Raw genomic sequence first — 19,564 nt, 5'->3', positions numbered from 1 at the left:
GAGGCGGCGCTGCTGCCGGTGCGGCTCGACCTCACCGCGTTGCGCGCGGAGCTCGGTGGCTCGGTGCCCCCGCTGCTGCGCGGGCTGCTCGGCGACGGAACCGCCAGGCCTGCCGCGGGCAAAGCAGCTGCTCAGCCGGATCTGTCCGCGGAGCTGGCGGGCCTGTCCGAAGCCGAGCGGCGGCGCGCCGTGCTGCGGCTGGTCCGCACGCAGGTCGCGACCGTCCTCGGCCACGACGACCAGTCCGCGGTCGAGGTCAACCGGGGCTTCCTGGAAATGGGCTTCGACTCGCTGACCGCGGTGGACCTCCGCAACCGGCTCACCGCGCTGACCGGGCGGCCGCTCCCGGCGACCCTGCTGTTCGACTACCCGTCACCGGGGGAGCTCGCCGAGCACCTCACCGCGGAGCTCGGGCAGGTCGACGGCGGCGACGGCGGCTCGCTGCACGCCGATCTCGAACGGCTCGAACGGTCCGTCTCCGCGGCCGCGGTCGACGACGGGCAGCGTGGGGAGATCGCGACCAGGCTGCGCGCGCTGCTCGCTCAGCTCACGCCGGGTTCGGAAGAGGTCTCGGTGGCGGATCAGCTCGACGCGGCCACCGATGACGAGATCTTCGAATTCATCGACAACAACTTGGATGCCTAGTAATAAGGGGTCAGTGAAATGAACAGAAATAAAGGGAATGGGATATTCGAATTCCCTTAGGGGTGCGTAGGGGCCGGTAGGGGTTGTTCCGAATCGGGGCTCTCAATAGCATCTCAAACCAGGATTGCGATAAGTTTCCGCGTTTTGGTGTCCTGCGGTGAGAGTCCTGGAGGGTCGCGGTCGATCTGGGCAGGGGCCTCTGCCGGAGGTGAGGGGGTATTGCCCGGAATGAGCCTGCTCGAGCGTGGTCCCGAGTGGTGGGACCGCCCTACCCCGGCCCGGGGCCGGTGACCTTGATTACGGTGCTCGCCCCCGTTTCGCTCCGCACCCGTCCCGTGCCTGTCACATCCCGGCGGAACCCCTTCCCGGTCCTCTGCCGTGCTGTCTGCCCGAAGAGGTGGAACTGAATGTCGAATGAGCAGAAGCTGCGCGACTACCTCAAGCGGGTGACAGCGGATTTACACCAGGTGCGGCAACGGCTCAGCGAGGTCGAGGACAACGAGCGCGAGCCCATCGCGATCGTCGGGATGAGTTGCCGGTTTCCCGGCGGGGTGAACTCGCCCGAAGGGCTGTGGCGGCTGCTGGCCGACGGCACGGACGCGATGTCGGGGTTCCCGGGCAACCGGGGCTGGGACGTCGACGCCCTGTTCGACCCGGACCCGGACCACCGCGGGACGGCGTACGTGCGCGAGGGCGGTTTCGTGCACGACGCGGGCGGCTTCGACGCGTCGCTGTTCGGCATCTCACCCCGCGAGGCGGCCGCGATGGACCCGCAGCAGCGGCTGCTGCTGGAGGCGTCGTGGGAGGTGTTCGAGCGGGCGGGGATCGACCCGACCTCGGTGCGGGGCAGCCGCACCGGCGTGTTCGCGGGGACCAGCGGCCAGGACTACGGCTCCGAGCTGACCTCGATCCCGCCGGAGGTGGAGGGCTACCTCGGCACCGGGCTCGCGGCCGCGGTGCTGTCCGGCCGGGTCGCCTACACCTTCGGGCTGGAAGGACCCGCGGTCACCGTCGACACGGCGTGCTCGTCGTCGCTGGTGGCGCTGCACCTCGCCGCGCAGGCGCTGCGCAACGGCGAGTGCACGATGGCACTCGCGGGCGGGGTCACCGTGATGACCACGCCCGGCACGTTCGTCGAGTTCTCGCGGCAGCGGGGATTGGCTTCCGACGGCCGGTGCAAGGCGTTCGCTGCGGCCGCCGACGGCACCGGCTGGGGCGAGGGCGTCGGCGTGCTGCTCGTCGAGCGGCTGTCGGACGCGCGGCGCAACGGGCACGAGGTGCTGGCGCTGCTGCGCGGTTCCGCGGTCAACCAGGACGGCGCCAGCAGCGGGCTGACCGCGCCGAACGGTCCGTCGCAGCAGCGGGTGATCCGGCAGGCGCTGGCCAGCGCGCGGCTCTCACCGTCGCAAGTGGACGTGGTCGAGGCGCACGGCACGGGGACCACGCTGGGCGATCCGATCGAGGCGCAGGCGTTGCTGGCGACTTACGGTCAGGATCGTGAGCGTCCGTTGTGGTTGGGTTCGGTGAAGTCGAACATCGGGCACACGCAGGCGGCCGCGGGTGTGGCGGGCGTGATCAAGATGGTCGAGGCGATGCGCCACGGCGTGCTGCCGAAGACACTGCACGTCGATGAGCCGACCCCGCAGGTGGACTGGTCGAGCGGCGCGGTGTCGCTGCTGACCGACAGCGTCGCATGGCCCGAGACGGGGGCGCCCCGCCGTGCCGCCGTTTCCGCTTTCGGCGTCAGCGGGACCAATGTGCACACGGTGCTCGAACAGGCTCCGGTAGACGACGCAGCTGAAGAACCGCGGGTACCGGTGACCCGCCCGGTGCCGTGGGTGCTGGCGGGGCGCACGGACGAGGCGCTGCGCGCACAGGCCGCCGAGCTGGCGTCCACTGTGGATGGTCTGGCTCCGGCCGACGTCGCGTTCTCGCTCGCGACCACGCGCGCGGCACTGGAACGGCGCGCGGTCGTGGTCGGCAGGGACTCCGACGAGTTCCTCCGCGGCCTGCGCGCGCTGGCCGAGGGATCGGTGGCCCCGAACCTCGTCACCGGGGCATCCCGTGACGACGCTTCGCTGGCCGTGTTGTTCTCGGGTCAGGGTTCGCAGCGTGCGGGGATGGGCCGGGAGCTATATGGGGAGTTCCCCGTTTTCGCTTCCGCGCTGGACGCGGTGTGTGCGGAACTGGACCGGCACCTGGACCGGTCGATCAAGGAGCTGATGTTCGCCGAGGACGGTGAGCCGCTCAACCAGACGCAGTACACGCAGGCTTCGTTGTTCGCGCTGGAGGTCGCGCTCTACCGGCTTGTCGAGTCGTGGGGTATTCGCCCGGACTTCGTGACGGGGCATTCGATCGGGGAGCTCACCGCCGCGCACGTGGCCGGTGTTCTTTCGCTGCCGGACGCCGCCGTGCTGGTCGCCGCGCGGGGCCGTTTCATGCAGGCGCTGCCCGCAGGCGGGGCGATGCTTTCGGTGCAGGCCACCGAAAACGAGATCAAGCCCTTGCTGGAGGGGCTTGAGGACAAGGTTTCGATCGCGGCGGTCAATGGGCCGAGGTCGGTCGTGGTCGCGGGTGATGAGGATGTGATCGCCGGGTTCGAGTCGGCGTGGATCTGGAAGACCAAGCGCCTCACGGTGTCGCACGCGTTCCATTCGCCGCGGATGGAACCGATGCTGGCGGATTTCCGCACCATCGCGCAGGCCGTGACGTTGCAGGCACCGCGGATCCCGGTGGTGTCCAACGTGACCGGGGAAACCGCGGACGTCACCGATCCCGAGTACTGGGTCCGCCACGTGCGCGAGACCGTGCGGTTCGCCGACGGCGTCCGGTACCTGGAAGGCCAAGGTGTATCGGCGTTCCTGGAGCTGGGTCCGGACGGGATCCTCACCGGAATGGCGGCGGAGTCCCTTTCGGACGCCGCGCTGGTGCCCGCCCTACGACGTGACCGCGATGAAGCCGAGGTGCTGACTGTCGCATTGGGCCGGTTGCACGCCGCCGGGGTGCGGATCGACTGGCCCGCGTACTTCGACGGCACCGGCGCGCACCGCGTGGACCTGCCGACCTACGCCTTCCAGCACGAGCACTACTGGCTGGAGAACCCGGACGAGCCCGCGCGGGAAGCCGACGAGGTCGACGGCCACTTCTGGGACGCGGTCGAGCGGGAGGACCTGCAGGTGCTGGCGAGCACGTTGCAGGTGGGGGTGGATGATCCGCTCAGCGCGGTGCTGCCCGCGTTGTCGGCATGGCGCCGTCGGCGCCGTGAGCAGTCCACTGTGGATGGTTGGCGGTACGGTGTCGCGTGGCGCGCGATCGCTGATCCGGCGCCGGCGCTGTCCGGTACGTGGCTGCTGGTGCTCCCCGACGAGGGCCGGTTCGACGAAGCGGAACGCGTCCTGCGGGACAGCGGCGCACAGGTGCGTCCGCTCGTCCTCGCCGAGGCTGATCTCGACCGCTCGTCGCTGGCCGCCGAGCTGGCCGAACTCGCCGCCGACGGCCCGTTCGCCGGTGTGCTTTCCCTGCTCGGCCTCGACGAACGGCCGCACGCCGAGTTCCCGGTGCTGCCGCTCGGGCTGTCCGGCACCTTGACCCTGGTGCAGGCGCTCGAAGAATCCGGTGTGGATGGTCCGTTGTGGACGGTGACCAGCGGTGCGGTCACCACGGGCGACGGTGCGCCGGTCAACCCTGTCCAGGCCCAGATCTGGGGACTCGCGCGGACGGTGCCCCTGGAGCACCCCGAGCGCTGGGGCGGCCTGGTCGACCTGCCGTCCGAAGCGGACGAACGCGCGTGGTCGCGGCTGGCGGGGGTGCTGGCCGCCGGTGGTGGTGAGGACCAGGTCGCGGTGCGGGCGTCCGGGGTGTTCGGCCGCCGCTTGGTGCACGCGCCCGCCGCGGACGAGGCGGCGTGGTCCTGCGACGGCACGGTTCTGGTGACCGGTGGTACGGGTGCGTTGGGTGCGCGGGTGGCGCGGTGGTTGGTGGCCAGCGGTGCTGAGCATGTGGTGTTGACTTCGCGCCGGGGCTCGGATGCCGAGGGCGCGCCGGAGCTGGAGGCGGAACTCGTCGCGGCGGGTGCGCGGGTGACGATCGCGGCGTGCGACGTGGCCGATCGGGAAGCGGCGGCCGAGCTGGTGGGCTCGCTGACCGAGTTGTCGGCGGTGTTCCACGTGGCGGGCGTGGTCGATGACGGGGTGCTGGATTCGCTGACGCTGGAGCGGGTGGCGCGAGTTCTTCAGCCGAAGGTCGCGGGTGCGGTGAACCTGCACGAGCTGACCGCGGGTATGGACCTGTCCGCGTTCGTGCTCTTCTCTTCTTTCTCCGGCACGATGGGGAGTCCGGGGCAGGCCGGGTACGCCGCCGCGAACGCTTTCCTGGACGCACTTGCCGAGCAACGGCACGCCGAAGGACTCCCCGCGACTTCGATCGCCTGGGGGCCGTGGGCGGGTGCGGGAATGGCCGCCGCGGACGCGGTCACCAACCGGGGCAGCGCGCACAGCATGCCGCTGCTCGACCCGGAGCTGGCGCTGACCGCGATGGGCCGGATCCTGGCGCGGGACGAGACCTGCGTCGGGATCGTCGACCTGGACTGGACGAAGTTCGCCGCCGGGCTGCCGTCGGACACGCCGGTCCCGCTGCTCGACGAAATCCCCGACGTCCGCCGTGCCCTCGAAGCGGCGAAGTCCGATTCGGACACTGCCGCCGTCCCCGCTGCTTCCGCACTGGCACGGCGCCTGACCGGGCTTTCCCGCACCGAGCGGGTCGACGTGCTGCTCGACGTGGTGCGCACGCAGGCGGCCGTGGTGCTCGGCCACCAGCACGGCGGCCAGATCGAACCGGACCGCGCCTTCCGCGACCTCGGCTTCGATTCGTTGAGCGCCTTGGAGTTCCGCAACCAGCTCGGCGCCGCCGTCGTGCTGAGCCTCCCGGCGACACTGATCTTCGACTACCCGACGCCGCTGGCGCTCGCCGAACACCTCGCGGGCGCGGCACTGGGCGCCGACTCCGCGCCGGTCGCCGCGGCCGCGACCGACGAGCCGATCGCGATCATCGGGATGAGCTGCCGGTTCCCCGGTGGCGTCAGCACCCCCGAGCAGCTCTGGGAGCTGCTGGTCTCGGGAACCGACGCGCTCACGGAGTTCCCCGCCGACCGCGGCTGGGACATCGAGCGGCTCTACCACCCCGACCGCGACGCGAACGAACCGGGAACGAGCTACACCCGCGAAGGCGGATTCCTCGACGACGCGGCGGGTTTCGACTCGAACTTCTTCGGCATCTCCCCGCGCGAAGCCCTGGCCATGGACCCGCAGCAGCGCCTGCTGCTGGAAGCGTCGTGGGAAGCGTTCGAGCGCGCCGGGATCGACCCGGCCGCGATGCGCGGCAGCCAGACCGGGGTGTTCGCGGGGTCCAGCGGTCAGGACTACCTGAACGTGGTGGCCGAGTCCGCGACCGGTCTCGGCGGCCACCTCGGCACCGGCAACGCGGCGAGCGTCGCTTCCGGACGGGTTTCCTACACCTTCGGGTTCGAAGGCCCCGCGATGACGGTGGACACCGCGTGCTCGTCGTCGCTGGTGGCGCTGCACCTGGCCTGCCAGTCGCTGCGGCAGGGCGAGTGCACGATGGCCCTCGCCGGCGGTGCCACGGTGATGGCGACGCCGGGTCTGTTCGTGGAGTTCAGCGCCCAGCGCGGGCTCGCCACCGACGGCCGGTGCCGTGCCTTCGCCGACTCGGCGGACGGTACGGGCTGGGGTGAAGGCGTCGGCCTGCTCCTCGTGGAGCGGCTGTCGGACGCCCAGCGCAACGGGCACCCGATCCTCGCCGTGGTTCGCGGTTCCGCGGTGAACCAGGACGGTGCGTCGAACGGGTTGACGGCGCCGAACGGTCCTTCGCAGCAGCGGGTTATCCGTCAGGCGCTGGCGAATGCACGGCTTGAAGCGTCCGATGTGGACGCGGTGGAGGCGCACGGAACCGGGACCACCCTTGGCGATCCGATCGAGGCGCAGGCGCTGCTCGCGACCTACGGGCAGGGCAGGAAAGAGCCGTTGTGGCTGGGTTCGGTCAAGTCGAACATCGGGCACACGGTCGCCGCGGCGGGCGTGGCCGGGGTCATCAAGATGGTCCTCGCCCTGCGGCACGGCGTGCTGCCGAAGACGCTCCACGTCGACGAGCCGTCGTCCCATGTGGACTGGTCGTCGGGCGCGGTGTCGCTGGTGACCGAGTCGATGCCGTGGCCGGAGACGGGGCATCCGCGCCGGGCCGGGATCTCTTCGTTCGGGTTCAGCGGCACCAACGCGCACACCGTGCTGGAACAGGCCCCCGAGGCGGAACCGGTCCGTGACGGCGCACCGGCGCCCGACGGCGTGGTGCCCTGGGTGCTGTCCGCGCGCGGTCCGTCCGCGTTGCGCGCGCAGGCCGCTCGCCTGCTGTCGCACACCGGTGCGCACCCCGAACTGAACACGGCCGACATCGCCTTCTCACTGGCCGCCACACGATCCACCCTGGACACCCGTGCCGTCGTGCTCGGTGCCGACCGGGAGGAACTGCTCGCCGGACTGGCCGCGCTCGCCGGGGGCGACGCGGCGGCGAACGTCGTCGAAGGCCTGCCTGGGGGAGCCTCGGGCAAGGTCGCGTTCGTGTTCCCCGGTCAGGGTTCGCAGTGGGTGGGCATGGCGACGGACCTGCTGTCGTCCAGTGCGGTGTTCGCTTCCCGGTTTGCTGAGTGTGAGCACGCGTTATCGTCCTTTGTGGACTGGTCGCTGACCGAAGCCGTGCGGGATGAGGCGCTGCTGGAGCGGGTGGATGTCGTGCAGCCCGTGTTGTGGGCGGTCATGGTGTCACTGGCCGAGGTCTGGCGTTCATACGGTGTCGAACCGGCTGCGGTGGTGGGGCATTCGCAGGGTGAGATCGCGGCGGCGGTGGTCGCGGGTGCGTTGTCCCTTGAGGACGGTGCCCGCGTGGTCGCGTTGCGTAGCCAGACGATTCGGGACGAGCTGGCCGGTCAGGGCGGCATGGTTTCCATCGCCCAGCCGGAGAGTGCTGTGGTGGAGCGGATTGCTCGGTTCGGTGATCGGGTCGCGGTGGCCGCGGTCAACGGTCCCGGAACCACGGTCATCGCGGGTGAACCCGAGGCGCTCGCTGAGATCCTGGCCGAGTGCGAAGCCGAAGAGGTGCGGGCGCGGAAGATCGCCGTGGATTATGCGTCGCACACGCCGCAGGTGGAGTCCATTCGCGACCGCCTGCTGGATGTCCTGGACCCGATCCAGCCTCGCACCGGCGAGGTCGGGTTCTTCTCGACTCTGACCGGCGATTGGCAGGACACCACCGGGCTGGATGCCCGGTATTGGGTGGAGAACCTGCGTCATACGGTGAAGTTCGAGCAGGCGACTCGGGCCCTGTCCGAGCAGGGGTATGGGTTCTTCGTCGAGTCCAGTGCGCATCCGGTGCTGACGATGAGCGTGCAGGAAACTCTCGACACCCTGGAAACCGAGGGTGTCGCGGTCGGGACCCTGCGCCGCAACGAAGGCGGTGTGGACCGCTTCCTGACCTCCCTCGGCGAGGCGTACGTCCAAGGGCTCACCGTCGACTGGGCCTCGTCGTTCGACGGGGCCGCGCGCGTCGACTTGCCGACCTACGCCTTCCAGCACGAGCGGTACTGGCCCGAACCGGTCGCCGCCGAGCCGGTCGCGACCACCGACCCGATGGCGGACCGGTTCTGGGAACTCGTCGAGAACGAGGACCTGGAAAACCTCGTCGGCACCCTCGATGTGAACCGCGACGCACCGCTGCACGACGTGCTCCCCGTCCTTTCGGCATGGCGCAGGGAACACCGCGAACAGTCCGTTGTGGACGGATGGCGGTACCGCATCACCTGGAAGCGCCTCGGCGCGGACGTGCCGCCGAGCCTTTCGGGCACCTGGCTGGTACTCGGATCCGACGGAAGCGATCGGGGCGCCATCGACGCGCTGCGGCGCCACGGCGCGCGCACCGTCGAAGTGACCCCCGCCGACCTGGCCGACCGCGAAACGATGGCGGCGGCGGTGCGCGAGGCGATGGACGGGGCCGGGGTGACCCCGGCCGAGGTGATCGGTGTCTGGTCGCTCCTCGCGCTCGCCGAGAACCCGCTGCCCGATCTCCCCGCGGTGCCGTCCGGTATGGCGGGCACGCTGACCTTGTTGCAGGCGCTGGGCGATCTCCGCGTCGACGCTCCACTGTGGTGCGCCACCCGCGGCGCGGTCGCGGTGACCGGGGCGGACCCGGTCGACCACCCCGGCCAGGCACTCGTGTGGGGTCTCGGCCGGATCGCCGGACTGGAGTACGAACAGCGCTGGGGCGGCCTCGTCGACCTGCCGGACGCGGTGGGCGAAACCGCGCAGGACCGGCTCGCCGGAGTCCTTTCCGGACGCGGCGTCGAAGACCAGCTCGCCATCCGGGAGTCCGGTGTGTACGGACGGCGGCTGGTGCGCGCGCGTGCGGGCGAGACCCCGGTGAAACGCGCGTGGCGGCCGACCGGCACCGCGCTCGTCACCGGCGGCACCGGCGCGCTTGGCGGGCAGGTCGCCCGCTGGCTCGCCGAAAACGGCGCCGAACACCTGCTGCTGCTGAGCCGTCGCGGCTCCGACGCACCCGGCGCGGCCGAGCTGACCGACGAGCTGACCGCGCTCGGCGCGCGGGTCACGATCGCGGCGTGCGATGTGTCCGATCGCGACTCCCTCGCCGCCGTGCTCGCCGAGATCCCGGCCGAATACCCGCTCACCTCCGTGCTGCACACCGCGGCCGTGCTCGACGACACCGTGCTCGAACTCCTCGAACCGGCCCAGATCGACCGGGTGCTGCGGGTCAAGATGCGCGCCGCGGAGAACCTGCACGAGCTGACCGGCGAGCTTTCCGCGTTCGTGCTGTTCTCCTCGCTCTCCGGCACGCTCGGCGCGTCCGGGCAGGGCAACTACGCCCCCGGCAACGCCTACCTGGACGCGCTCGCCCACCACCGCCGAGCGCGCGGCCAGGTCGCCACCTCGGTCGCGTGGGGTCCGTGGGACGGCGGCGGCATGGCCGAGTCCGGTATCGGCGAGATCGCCAGCAGGCACGGCGTGCCACCGATGTCGCCCGAACTCGCGGTGATCGCGCTGCAGCAAGCACTCGACCGCGACGAGACCTTCCTGACCGTCGCGGACATCAACTGGGAGCGGTACGTCGTCGCCTACACCGCGACCCGCCCCACCGGGCTCTTCGACGAACTGGCCGAGGTCACCAGGCTCCTGGCCGCCAAGACCGACACCGCGGGCGGCGAGCGCGAGGACGCGCCTTCGGAACTCGCGGGTAGGCTCGCCGGGCTCGGCGCCGCGGAGCAGAACCGGCTCCTGCTCGAACTCGTGCGCGGCCACGTCGCCACGGTCCTCGGCTACTCCTCGGCGGACGCGGCCGACGAACGGCGCTCCTTCAAGGACCTCGGGTTCGATTCGGTCACCGCCGTCGAACTCCGCAACCGGCTCGGCGGCGCCACCGGGCTGCGGCTCCCCGCGACGCTCGTGTTCGACTACCCCGCGCCCGCCGACCTCGCCGCGTACCTGCGCACCGAAATCCTCGGCGCGCTGCCCGATTCTCCTGTTACCACAACGGTTTCGGTGGTGGCGGATGAGCCGGTGGCGATTGTGGCGATGAGTTGTCGTTTTCCGGGTGGGGTGGGTTCTCCGGAGGATTTGTGGCGGTTGGTGTCGGGGTCTGGTGATGCGATTGGGGAGTTGCCGTCGGATCGTGGGTGGGATTTGGCGGCGTTGTTCGATGATGATCCTGGTCGGGCTGGGACGTCGTATTCGCGTGCTGGTGGGTTTTTGTATGAGGCCGCGGAGTTCGATCCGGGGTTGTTCGGGATTTCGCCGCGTGAGGCCCTAGCCATGGATCCGCAGCAGCGGTTGGTGTTGGAGGCGGCGTGGGAGGTTTTCGAGCGGGGTGGGATCGATCCGTTGTCGTTGCGGGGCAGTGACGCGGGGGTGTTCCTCGGCGCCTGCTCCCAGGGCTACGGATCGGACATCATCGAGGCACCCGAAGGCGTGGAAGGCTACTTCGTCACCGGTGCTGCGACCAGCGTGATGTCCGGGCGGATCGCCTACACCCTCGGGCTCGAAGGCCCCGCGATGACCGTCGACACGGCGTGCTCGTCGTCGCTGGTCGCGCTGCACCTCGCCGCGCAGGCACTGCGTGCGGGCGAGTGCTCGCTCGCGGTCGCCGGTGGGGTCACCGTGATGTCCACACCGGGTTCGTTCTCGGAGTTTTCGCGGCAGCGCGGGCTCGCGGCGGACGGCAAGTGCAAGGCGTTCGCGGCTTCCGCGGACGGCTTCGGCCAGGGCGAAGGCCTCGGGCTGCTCCTGATGGAGCGCCTGTCCGACGCGAAGCGCAACGGGCACCAGGTGCTGGCGGTCCTGCGCGGGTCCGCGGTCAACCAGGACGGTGCGTCGAACGGGCTGACCGCGCCGAACGGCCCTTCGCAGCAACGCGTCATTCGCCAGGCCCTTGCCAACGCGCGGCTCGAACCGTCCGAAGTGGATGCGGTAGAAGCGCACGGCACGGGAACTTCGCTCGGCGACCCGATCGAGGCGCAGGCGGTGCTGGCGACCTACGGCCAGGGCCGCGACGAGCCGGTGTGGCTGGGTTCGGTGAAGTCGAACATCGGTCACGCGCAACAAGCGGCCGGGGTGGCCGGTGTGATCAAGATGGTCCTCGCCATGCGGCACGGCGTGCTCCCGCCGACCCTGCACGTCGACGAGCCGACGCCGCACGTGGACTGGTCCTCCGGCGCGGTATCGCTGGTGACCGAGTCCATGCCGTGGCCGGAGACGGGGCGCCCGCGCCGGGTCGGGGTGTCGTCGTTCGGATTCAGCGGGACGAACGCGCACGCGATCCTGGAGCAGGCGGAACCGGTCGAGGTTCCCGCCGCCGAGCCGTTCACGGGCGTCGTGCCGTGGGTGCTCTCGGGCAAGACCGATGCCGCCCTGCGTGCACAGGCCAATCGGCTCGCCTCCTTCGCGGCCGAGCACGGTGAACTGTCCGCGGCGGACGTCGGCCTTTCCCTGACGGCCACTCGGTCCGCGCTGGAAAGCCGCGGTGTCGTGATCGGTTCGGATCCCGAAGCACGCCTGGAGGGCCTGCGCGCGCTGGCTTCCGGCGAGGTCGCGCCGAACTCTGTCGCCGGGGTGGCGGATGTGCGGGGCAAGGTCGTGTTCGTGTTCCCTGGTCAGGGTTCGCAGTGGGTCGGCATGGCGGTGGACCTGCTGTCGTTCAGTGCGGTGTTCGCTTCCCGGTTTGCCGAGTGTGAGCGGGCGTTGTCGTCCTTTGTGGACTGGTCGTTGACCGAGGTGGTCGGTGACGAGGGCGCGTTGGAGCGGGTGGATGTGGTGCAGCCGGTGTTGTGGGCTGTGATGGTGTCGTTGGCCGCGGTGTGGCGTTCCTTTGGTGTGGAGCCTGCTGCGGTGGTGGGTCATTCGCAGGGTGAGATCGCGGCGGCGGTGGTCGCGGGTGCGCTGTCTCTTGAGGACGGTGCTCGTGTGGTGGCGTTGCGGAGTCAGGCGATTCGGGATGAGCTGGCGGGTAAGGGCGGCATGGTTTCCATCGCTCAGCCGGAGAGTGCTGTGGTTGAGCGGATTTCCCGGTTTGGTGATCGAGTGGCGGTGGCCGCGGTGAACGGCCCCGGAACCACGGTCATCGCGGGTGAACCCGAGGCGCTGGCCGAGATCCTGGCTGAGTGTGAGGCGGAAGAAGTCCGGGCGCGGAAGATCGCGGTGGATTACGCGTCGCACACTCCGCAGGTGGAGTCCATCCGCGACCGCCTGCTGGACGTTCTGTCCCCGATCCAGCCGCGCGGTACGGAGACTGGGTTCTTCTCGACCCTGACCGGCGATTGGCAGGACACCACCGGGCTGGATGCTCGTTACTGGGTGGAGAACCTGCGCCACACGGTCAAATTCGAGCAGGCGACGCGAGCGCTGGTCGAGCAGGGCTACCGGTTCTTCATCGAGTCGAGTGCGCATCCGGTGTTGACGATGAGCGTGCAGGAAACCTTCGACACCACCGACACCGACGGTGTCGCGTTCGGATCGTTGCGCCGCAACGAGGGTGGTCTGGATCGCTTCCTCACCTCGCTCGCCGAGGGATACGTTCGCGGCCTCGATGTCGACTGGACGCCCGCGTACCCGTCGGATGCGCGCCGGGTGGAACTGCCGACCTACGCGTTCCAGCGGCAGCGGTACTGGCTGGAATCCACCGTGTCGGTGAGCGACCTGATGGCCGCGGACGTGGTGGAGGCTCGCTTCTGGGACGCCGTCGAGCGCGAGGACCTGGAAGCACTGGCCACCACGCTGGACGTGGACGACGCGTCGCTCGGCGAACTGCTTCCCGCGCTATCCTCGTGGCGGCGGCAGCGCCGTCAGCAGTCCACAGTGGACCAGTGGCGTTACACCGTCAGTTGGAAGCCGCTCACCACTGCGACGGCTCGCTTGTCCGGTACCTGGTTGCTGGTCACCGCACCCGGGCACGAGGACACCGTCTGGCTCGCCGAGGAACTTCGCGCGCACGGCGCGGACGTGGTCACGATCGAGGCGGGCGAGCTGGACCGTGCCGGGCTGACCGCGCGGATCGACGAGCAGGGCGAGATCGCGGGCGTGCTTTCGCTGCTGGGCACGGACACGCGGCCGTGCGCCGGGCATCCCGTGCTGCCGAACGGGATCGCGGACACCGTGACCCTGATCCAGGCGCTGGTGGACAGCGCGGTGGTGGCGCCGGTGTGGCTGGCCACTCGTGGTGGTGTGTCGGTGGGCCGTTCGGACCGGGCTGCTGATCCGGCGCAGGCTCAGGTGTGGGGCCTTGGCCGGATTCTGGGCCTGGAGCACCCCGACCGCTGGGGCGGTCTGCTGGACCTTCCCGCCACCGCTGACGATCGTGCGGCCGCCCGGGTTGTCGCGGTGCTGGCCGGGATCGAGGACGAGGATCAGGTCGCGGTGCGCGATTCCGGGGTGTTCGCGCGGCGTCTCGTGCGGTCGCCACTGGCGGACCGGGATGCGGTGCGGGAGTGGTCGCCGCGCGGCACGGTGCTGGTTACCGGCGGCACCGGTGCGCTGGGTGGGCATGTGGCCCGATGGTTGGCCGCGAACGGTGCCGAGCACTTGGTGCTGACCTCGCGCCGTGGCCGTGACGCTGATGGTGCGGTCGAGTTGGAAGCGGCGTTGACCGGGCTCGGTGCGCGGGTCACGATCGCGGCCTGCGACGCCGCCGACCGCGACGCACTGGCCGAACTGCTCGCCGAATACGGTCCCTTCAGTGCCGTCGTGCACACCGCCGGAGTCGTGCAGGTTTCGCTGCTGGCGGACCAGGATCTGGCCGATTTCGCCAGCACGGTCGAGGCGAAGGTGGCCGGTGCCGCACACCTGGACGAGCTGCTCGGCGACGCCGAACTGGACGCGTTCGTGCTGTTCTCGTCCAACGCCGGTGTCTGGGGCAGTGGTGCCCAGGGCGCGTATGCGGCGGGCAACGCGTTCCTGGACGCGCTGGCCGAGCAGCGTCGCGCTCGCGGCGTGACCGCGACTTCGATCGCTTGGGGCGCCTGGGGTGGCAGCGGCCTCGCCACCACCGAAGTGGCCGAGGAGAACCTGCGGCGCCGGGGTGTGCTGCCGATGGCACCCGAAGCCGCGGTGGCCGCGCTGGTGCAATCGGTCGAGCACGACGAAACCTTCGTGGCGGTGGCCGATGTGGACTGGGCGAGGTTCGTGCCCGGGTTCACCGCGGCCCGCCCGCGTCCGCTGATCTCCGACATCCCCGAAGCGCGCCAGGCAGCCGAATCCTCCTACGAAGGCGCCGACGCCGCAGGCGGTACCGAACTCGTCAAGCGGCTGGCCGGACTGTCCGAAGTGGAGCGCCAGCGGACCGTGGTGGAGCTGGTGCGCACGACGGCCGCCGCCGTGCTCGGCCTCGCCGGTGCGTCGGAGGTCCCACCCGGTCGTGCGTTCCGCGACCTCGGGTTCGATTCGCTGACCGCGGTGGAGATCCGGAACCGGCTTTCCGCGGCCACCGGCCTGAAACTCCCGACCGCCTTGGTGTTCGACTATCCGAACGCGACGGTGCTGGCCGAGTTCCTGGTTCGCGAGGTGACCGGTGCGGTGGCGGACGTCGCCGCACCGACGGCCGTCGCCGAGGTGGGCGACGACCCCGTGGTGATCGTCGGGATGGCCTGCCGGTATCCGGGCGGGGTGAACTCGCCGGAGCAGTTCTGGGACCTGGTCGAATCCGGCGGAGACGGGATCTCGGGCTTCCCGACCGACCGCGGCTGGGACCTCGACGGCATCTCCGCGGCGGGCGCCTACGCCCCCGAGGGCGGATTCGTCTACGACGCCAGCGAATTCGACGCCGCGTTCTTCGGGATCTCGCCGCGCGAGGCGCGCGCGATGGATCCGCAGCAGCGCATCGTGCTGGAAGCGGCGTGGGAAACCTTGGAGCGGGCGGGAATCGACCCGTCGGCCCTGCGCGGTAGCCAGACCGGTGTCTTCGTCGGTGCCGCGTCGCAGGGCTACGGATCCGGCTTCTACCAGGCAGACCCGGACGCCATGGAGGGTTACCTCACCACTGGTGATGCGGGCAGTGTGGTTTCCGGCCGGGTGTCCTATGCGCTGGGGCTTGAGGGTCCGGCGGTGACGGTGGACACGGCGTGCTCGTCCTCTCTGGTGGCGTTGCATTGGGCTGCGCAGTCGGTGCGGTCGGGGGAGAGCAGTCTCGCTCTGGCCGGTGGTGTCGCGGTGATGGCCTCGGCGGGTGCGTTCGCGGAGTTCGGTAAGCAGGGTGGTCTGGCGGGTGATGGCCGCTGCAAGCCGTTCGCCGAAGCCGCTGATGGCACCGGGTGGGGTGAGGGTGTCGGCATGGTGCTGCTGGAGCGCCTTTCCGATGCCGAGCGCAATGGGCATGAGGTGCTGGCGGTGATTCGGGGTAGTGCGGTGAATCAGGATGGCGCGTCGAATGGGTTGACGGCGCCGAATGGTCCGTCGCAGCAGCGGGTGATCCGCCAAGCCCTGGCCAATGCCGGTCTCACGGCCACCGAGGTGGATGCGGTGGAAGCACACGGCACGGGGACCACGCTGGGTGACCCGATCGAGGCTCAAGCTGTGCTGGCGACCTACGGGCAGGATCGGGAGCGGCCACTTCTGCTGGGTGCGGTGAAGTCGAATATCGGGCACACGCAGGCTGCGTCGGGTGTGGCCGGGGTGATCAAGATGGTGCAGGCGATGCGGCACGGGGTGCTGCCCAAAACACTGCACATTGATGAGCCGAGCACGCATGTGGACTGGTCGACCGGCGCGGTGTCGTTGCTGACCGACACCACACCGTGGCCGGAGACCGGTGCGCCGAGGCGTGCCGGTGTGTCCGCCTTCGGGGTCAGCGGCACCAACGTGCACACCATCCTCGAACAAGCACCCGCATCCCACACCGAGGAGCACGTCCGGGTGGACCGGCCGCTGCCGTGGGTGCTCTCGGGTAAGACCCAGGACGCGGTACGCGCACAGGCTTCCCGGCTCCTGTCCCATGTGGACGGACTGAACGAGGCCGACATCGCGTTCTCGCTGGCGACCACCAGGGCGGGCCTGGACCACCGCGCCGCGCTGACCGGGTTCGGTACCGGCGGCTTCGGCGACGGGTTGCGTGCTTTGGCCGACGGGCGCAGCGCACCCGGGGTCGTCACCGGGACCGCCCGTGACGGCGGCACGGCGATCCTGTTCTCGGGTCAGGGTTCGCAGCGTGCGGGGATGGGTAAGCAGTTATATGGGGAGTTCCCCGTTTTCGCGGATGCGTTGGACGCGGTGTGTGCGTATCTGGACAAGTCCCTGGATCGTCCGGTGAAGGAGTTGATGTTCGCCGAGGACGGCGAGCAGCTCAACCAAACCCAGTACACGCAAGCCTCCCTGTTCGCACTCGAAGTCGCGCTCTACCGCTTGGTCGAGTCGTGGGGCATCCGCCCCGACTTCGTCACCGGGCATTCCATCGGCGAACTCACCGCGGCCCATGTGGCTGGGGTGCTCAGCTTGGAGGACGCGGCCGCGCTGGTGGCCGCGCGGGGCCGGTTGATGCAGGCGCTGCCTACGGGCGGGGCGATGCTGTCGGTGCGCGCGACGGAGAACGACATCGCGCCGTTGCTGGAGGGGCTCGAGGACAAGGTCTCGATAGCCGCGATCAACGGTCCGGCTTCGGTCGTGGTCGCGGGTGATGAGGATGTGATCGCCGGGTTCGAGTCGGCGTGGGAGTGGAAGACCAAGCGGCTCACGGTGTCCCACGCGTTCCATTCGCCGCGGATGGAGCCGATGCTGGCCGACTTCCGCAAGGTCGCGGAGAGCTTGACGTTTGAAGCGCCGAAGGTGCCGGTGGTGTCCAATGTGACCGGTGCGGTCGCCGATGTGACCGATCCGGACTACTGGGTCCGCCACGTGCGCCATGCGGTCCGCTTCGCCGACGGAGTCCAGTACCTGGCAGGCCAGGGCGTGACGACGTTCCTGGAGCTGGGTCCGGACGGCGTGCTGACCGGGATGGCCCAGGACACCGCGCCCGAGGCTACCCACATCCCCGCGCTCCGCCGCGACCGCGGCGAGGTGGAGGCGACGACCACGGCGGTCGCGCGCCTCTACGTATCCGGGGTGCTCCTCGACTGGCAGGCGTACTTCGCCGGTACCGGCGCGCGAACCGTGGACCTCCCCACTTACCCCTTCCAGCGGCAGCGCTACTGGCTCGAAGCCGCTGAGGCGGAGCCGGTCGGCGATGACCGCGACGTGGTGGACGCGCAGTTCTGGGACGCGGTCGAACGCGAGGACCTGGAATCGCTCACGGGCACCCTGCGGATCGACGGAGACCAGCCGCTGAGCGCGGTGCTGCCCGCACTGTCCTCCTGGCGGCGGCAGCGGCGCGACCAGTCCACTGTGGACGACTGGCGGTACCAGATCGGCTGGAAGCCGGTCACCGCCGACGCCGAGGCCGCATTGTCCGGCACCTGGCTGGTCGTGGTCCCCACCGAAGCCGGGGAGCACGACTGGGTCACCGGTGCGCTCGACGCATTGGCCAGCGGGGGAGCGGAGACCGTCCGGCTCGATCTCGCCGAGTCCGAACTGGACCGCGCGGTGCTCGCCGAGCGGATCGCGTCCGCCGTCGGCGAGCGGCCCCTGTCCGGTGTCCTTTCCTTGCTGGGCTTCGACGAGCGGCCGCATTCCGGCGATCCCGCCGTCCCCGTCGGGGTGTTCGGCACGGTCTCACTGCTCCAGTCGCTCGCCGATGCCGGGCTCGAAGTCCCGTTGTGGCTCGGCACGCGCGGCGCGGTTTCGGTCGGCAGGTCCGACCGGCTGACCAGCCCGGTGCAGGCGCACCTGTGGGGCATCGGCAGGGTGATCGGCCTCGAACAGCCCCAGCGCTGGGGCGGACTGGTCGACCTCCCGGCGACCGCCACCGCCCGGCTCGGCGCGAGGCTCGTCGCCGCGCTGGCCGGGATCGACGACGAGGACCAGCTCGCGGTGCGCGATTCCAGCGTGTTCGGCCGCCGCCTGCTGCGAGCGCCCGCGGGCGAGACCACGGCCAAGTGGCAGCCGAAGGGCACCGTGCTCATCACCGGCGGCACCGGTGCGCTCGGCGGGCACGTCGCGCGCTGGCTCGCCGCGAACGGCGCGGAACGCCTCGTGCTGACCAGCAGGCGCGGCGGTGCCGCGGCGGGCGCCGCCGAGCTGGAGGCCGAACTGACCGGCCTCGGCGCGAAGGTGTCCATCGAGGCGTGCGACGTGGCCGACCGGGAAGCGCTCGAAGCACTGGTGCGCCGGTACGCGGCGGAGGAGTCCCCGATCCGCGCGGTGGTGCACACCGCGGGCGTCGGGCAGTCGACGTCCGTTGTGGACATGGACCTCGCGGAGATCGCCTCGGTCGTCGGCGCGAAGGTGACCGGCGCGACGAACCTGCACGAGTTGTTCGCCGATGGCGGGCTGGACGCGTTCGTGCTGTTCTCGTCCATCGCGGGTGTGTGGGGCAGTGGTGTGCAGGGCGCTTACGCCGCGGGCAACGCCTACCTCGACGCGCTCGCGGAGCAGCGCCGGTTCGACGGGCTCCCCGCGACCTCGGTGGCATGGGGTCCTTGGGACGAAGGCGGTCTCGCCTCGGGTGCCGTCGGTGAACAGCTCCTGCGGCGCGGGTTGCGGCAGCTCGCGCCCGGCCTCGCGGTCGGTGCGCTGGTGCAGTCCGTTGGGCTGGACGAGACCTGCGTGACCGTGGCCGATGTGGACTGGGCGAGGTTCGTGCCCGGGTACACGCTTTCCGGTCCGAGCGCGCTGATCTCCTCGGTTCCCGAAGCGCAGCGAGCGATGGAAGCCGACGCGGACACGGGCGGTGGCGATGAAAGTGCCGCCTTCGCAAGGGAAATCGCCGCGCTGTCATCGTCCGAACGCGACCGGAAGCTGCTGAACCTGGTGCGCACCAAGGTGGCGGAGGTGCTCGGGCACGGCGGGCTGGACGACATCGAGGCGGACCGTTCCTTCCAGGAGCTCGGGTTCGACTCGCTCACCGCGGTGGAACTGCGCAACCAGCTCACGTCGGTGACCGGGGTGGCGCTGCCCGCCACGCTGGTCTTCGACTACCCGACCCCGACGGCGCTCGGCGCTCGGCTGGCCGAGGAACTGCTGCCGGAGGAGAGCGGAACCGGAACCGAGGACGAGGCCGATCTTCGGCGGGCGCTCGCCACGATCCCGGTCGACCGGCTGCGCGAGGCGGGGTTGCTGGACACCTTGTTGCGGCTGGCCGATTCGCCGGGCCCCGAGCCCGCTGCGGACGAGGACGAGGACGTGGACGACGCCATCGACACGATGGACATCGAGAACTTGATCGAGATCGCGCTTGACGGCGGCGCGGCTCCCGAGGCGGACTGAGGGTG

The 19,564-nt window shown here is 70.4% G+C and carries 2 protein-coding genes; both read left to right on the top strand.

Annotation, left to right across the window (positions count from 1 at the left end; genetic code table 11):
* Positions 1-18 precede the first annotated feature (18 nt).
* Complete coding sequence (locus HUW46_RS49015) at positions 19-645, top strand: phosphopantetheine-binding protein (protein WP_442860970.1); 627 nt, start codon at positions 19-21, stop codon at positions 643-645.
* A gap of 407 nt (positions 646-1,052) precedes the next feature.
* A complete protein-coding gene (locus HUW46_RS48260; RefSeq protein ID WP_254126009.1) occupies positions 1,053-19,559 on the top strand; it encodes a type I polyketide synthase in 18,507 nt (6,168 codons plus the stop codon).
* The last annotated feature ends 5 nt before the right edge of the window (positions 19,560-19,564 follow it).

The sequence above is a fragment of the Amycolatopsis sp. CA-230715 genome (assembly GCF_018736145.1).
Taxonomy (GTDB): Bacteria; Actinomycetota; Actinomycetes; order Mycobacteriales; family Pseudonocardiaceae; genus Amycolatopsis.
This window is presented reverse-complemented; position numbering and strand designations above follow the sequence as displayed.

What these genes read in the sequence shown, in the direction of transcription:
- HUW46_RS48260 (WP_254126009.1), top strand. Translation starts at nt 1,053, where the DNA reads ATGTCGAATGAGCAGAAGCTGCGCGACTACCTCAAGCGGGTGACAGCG.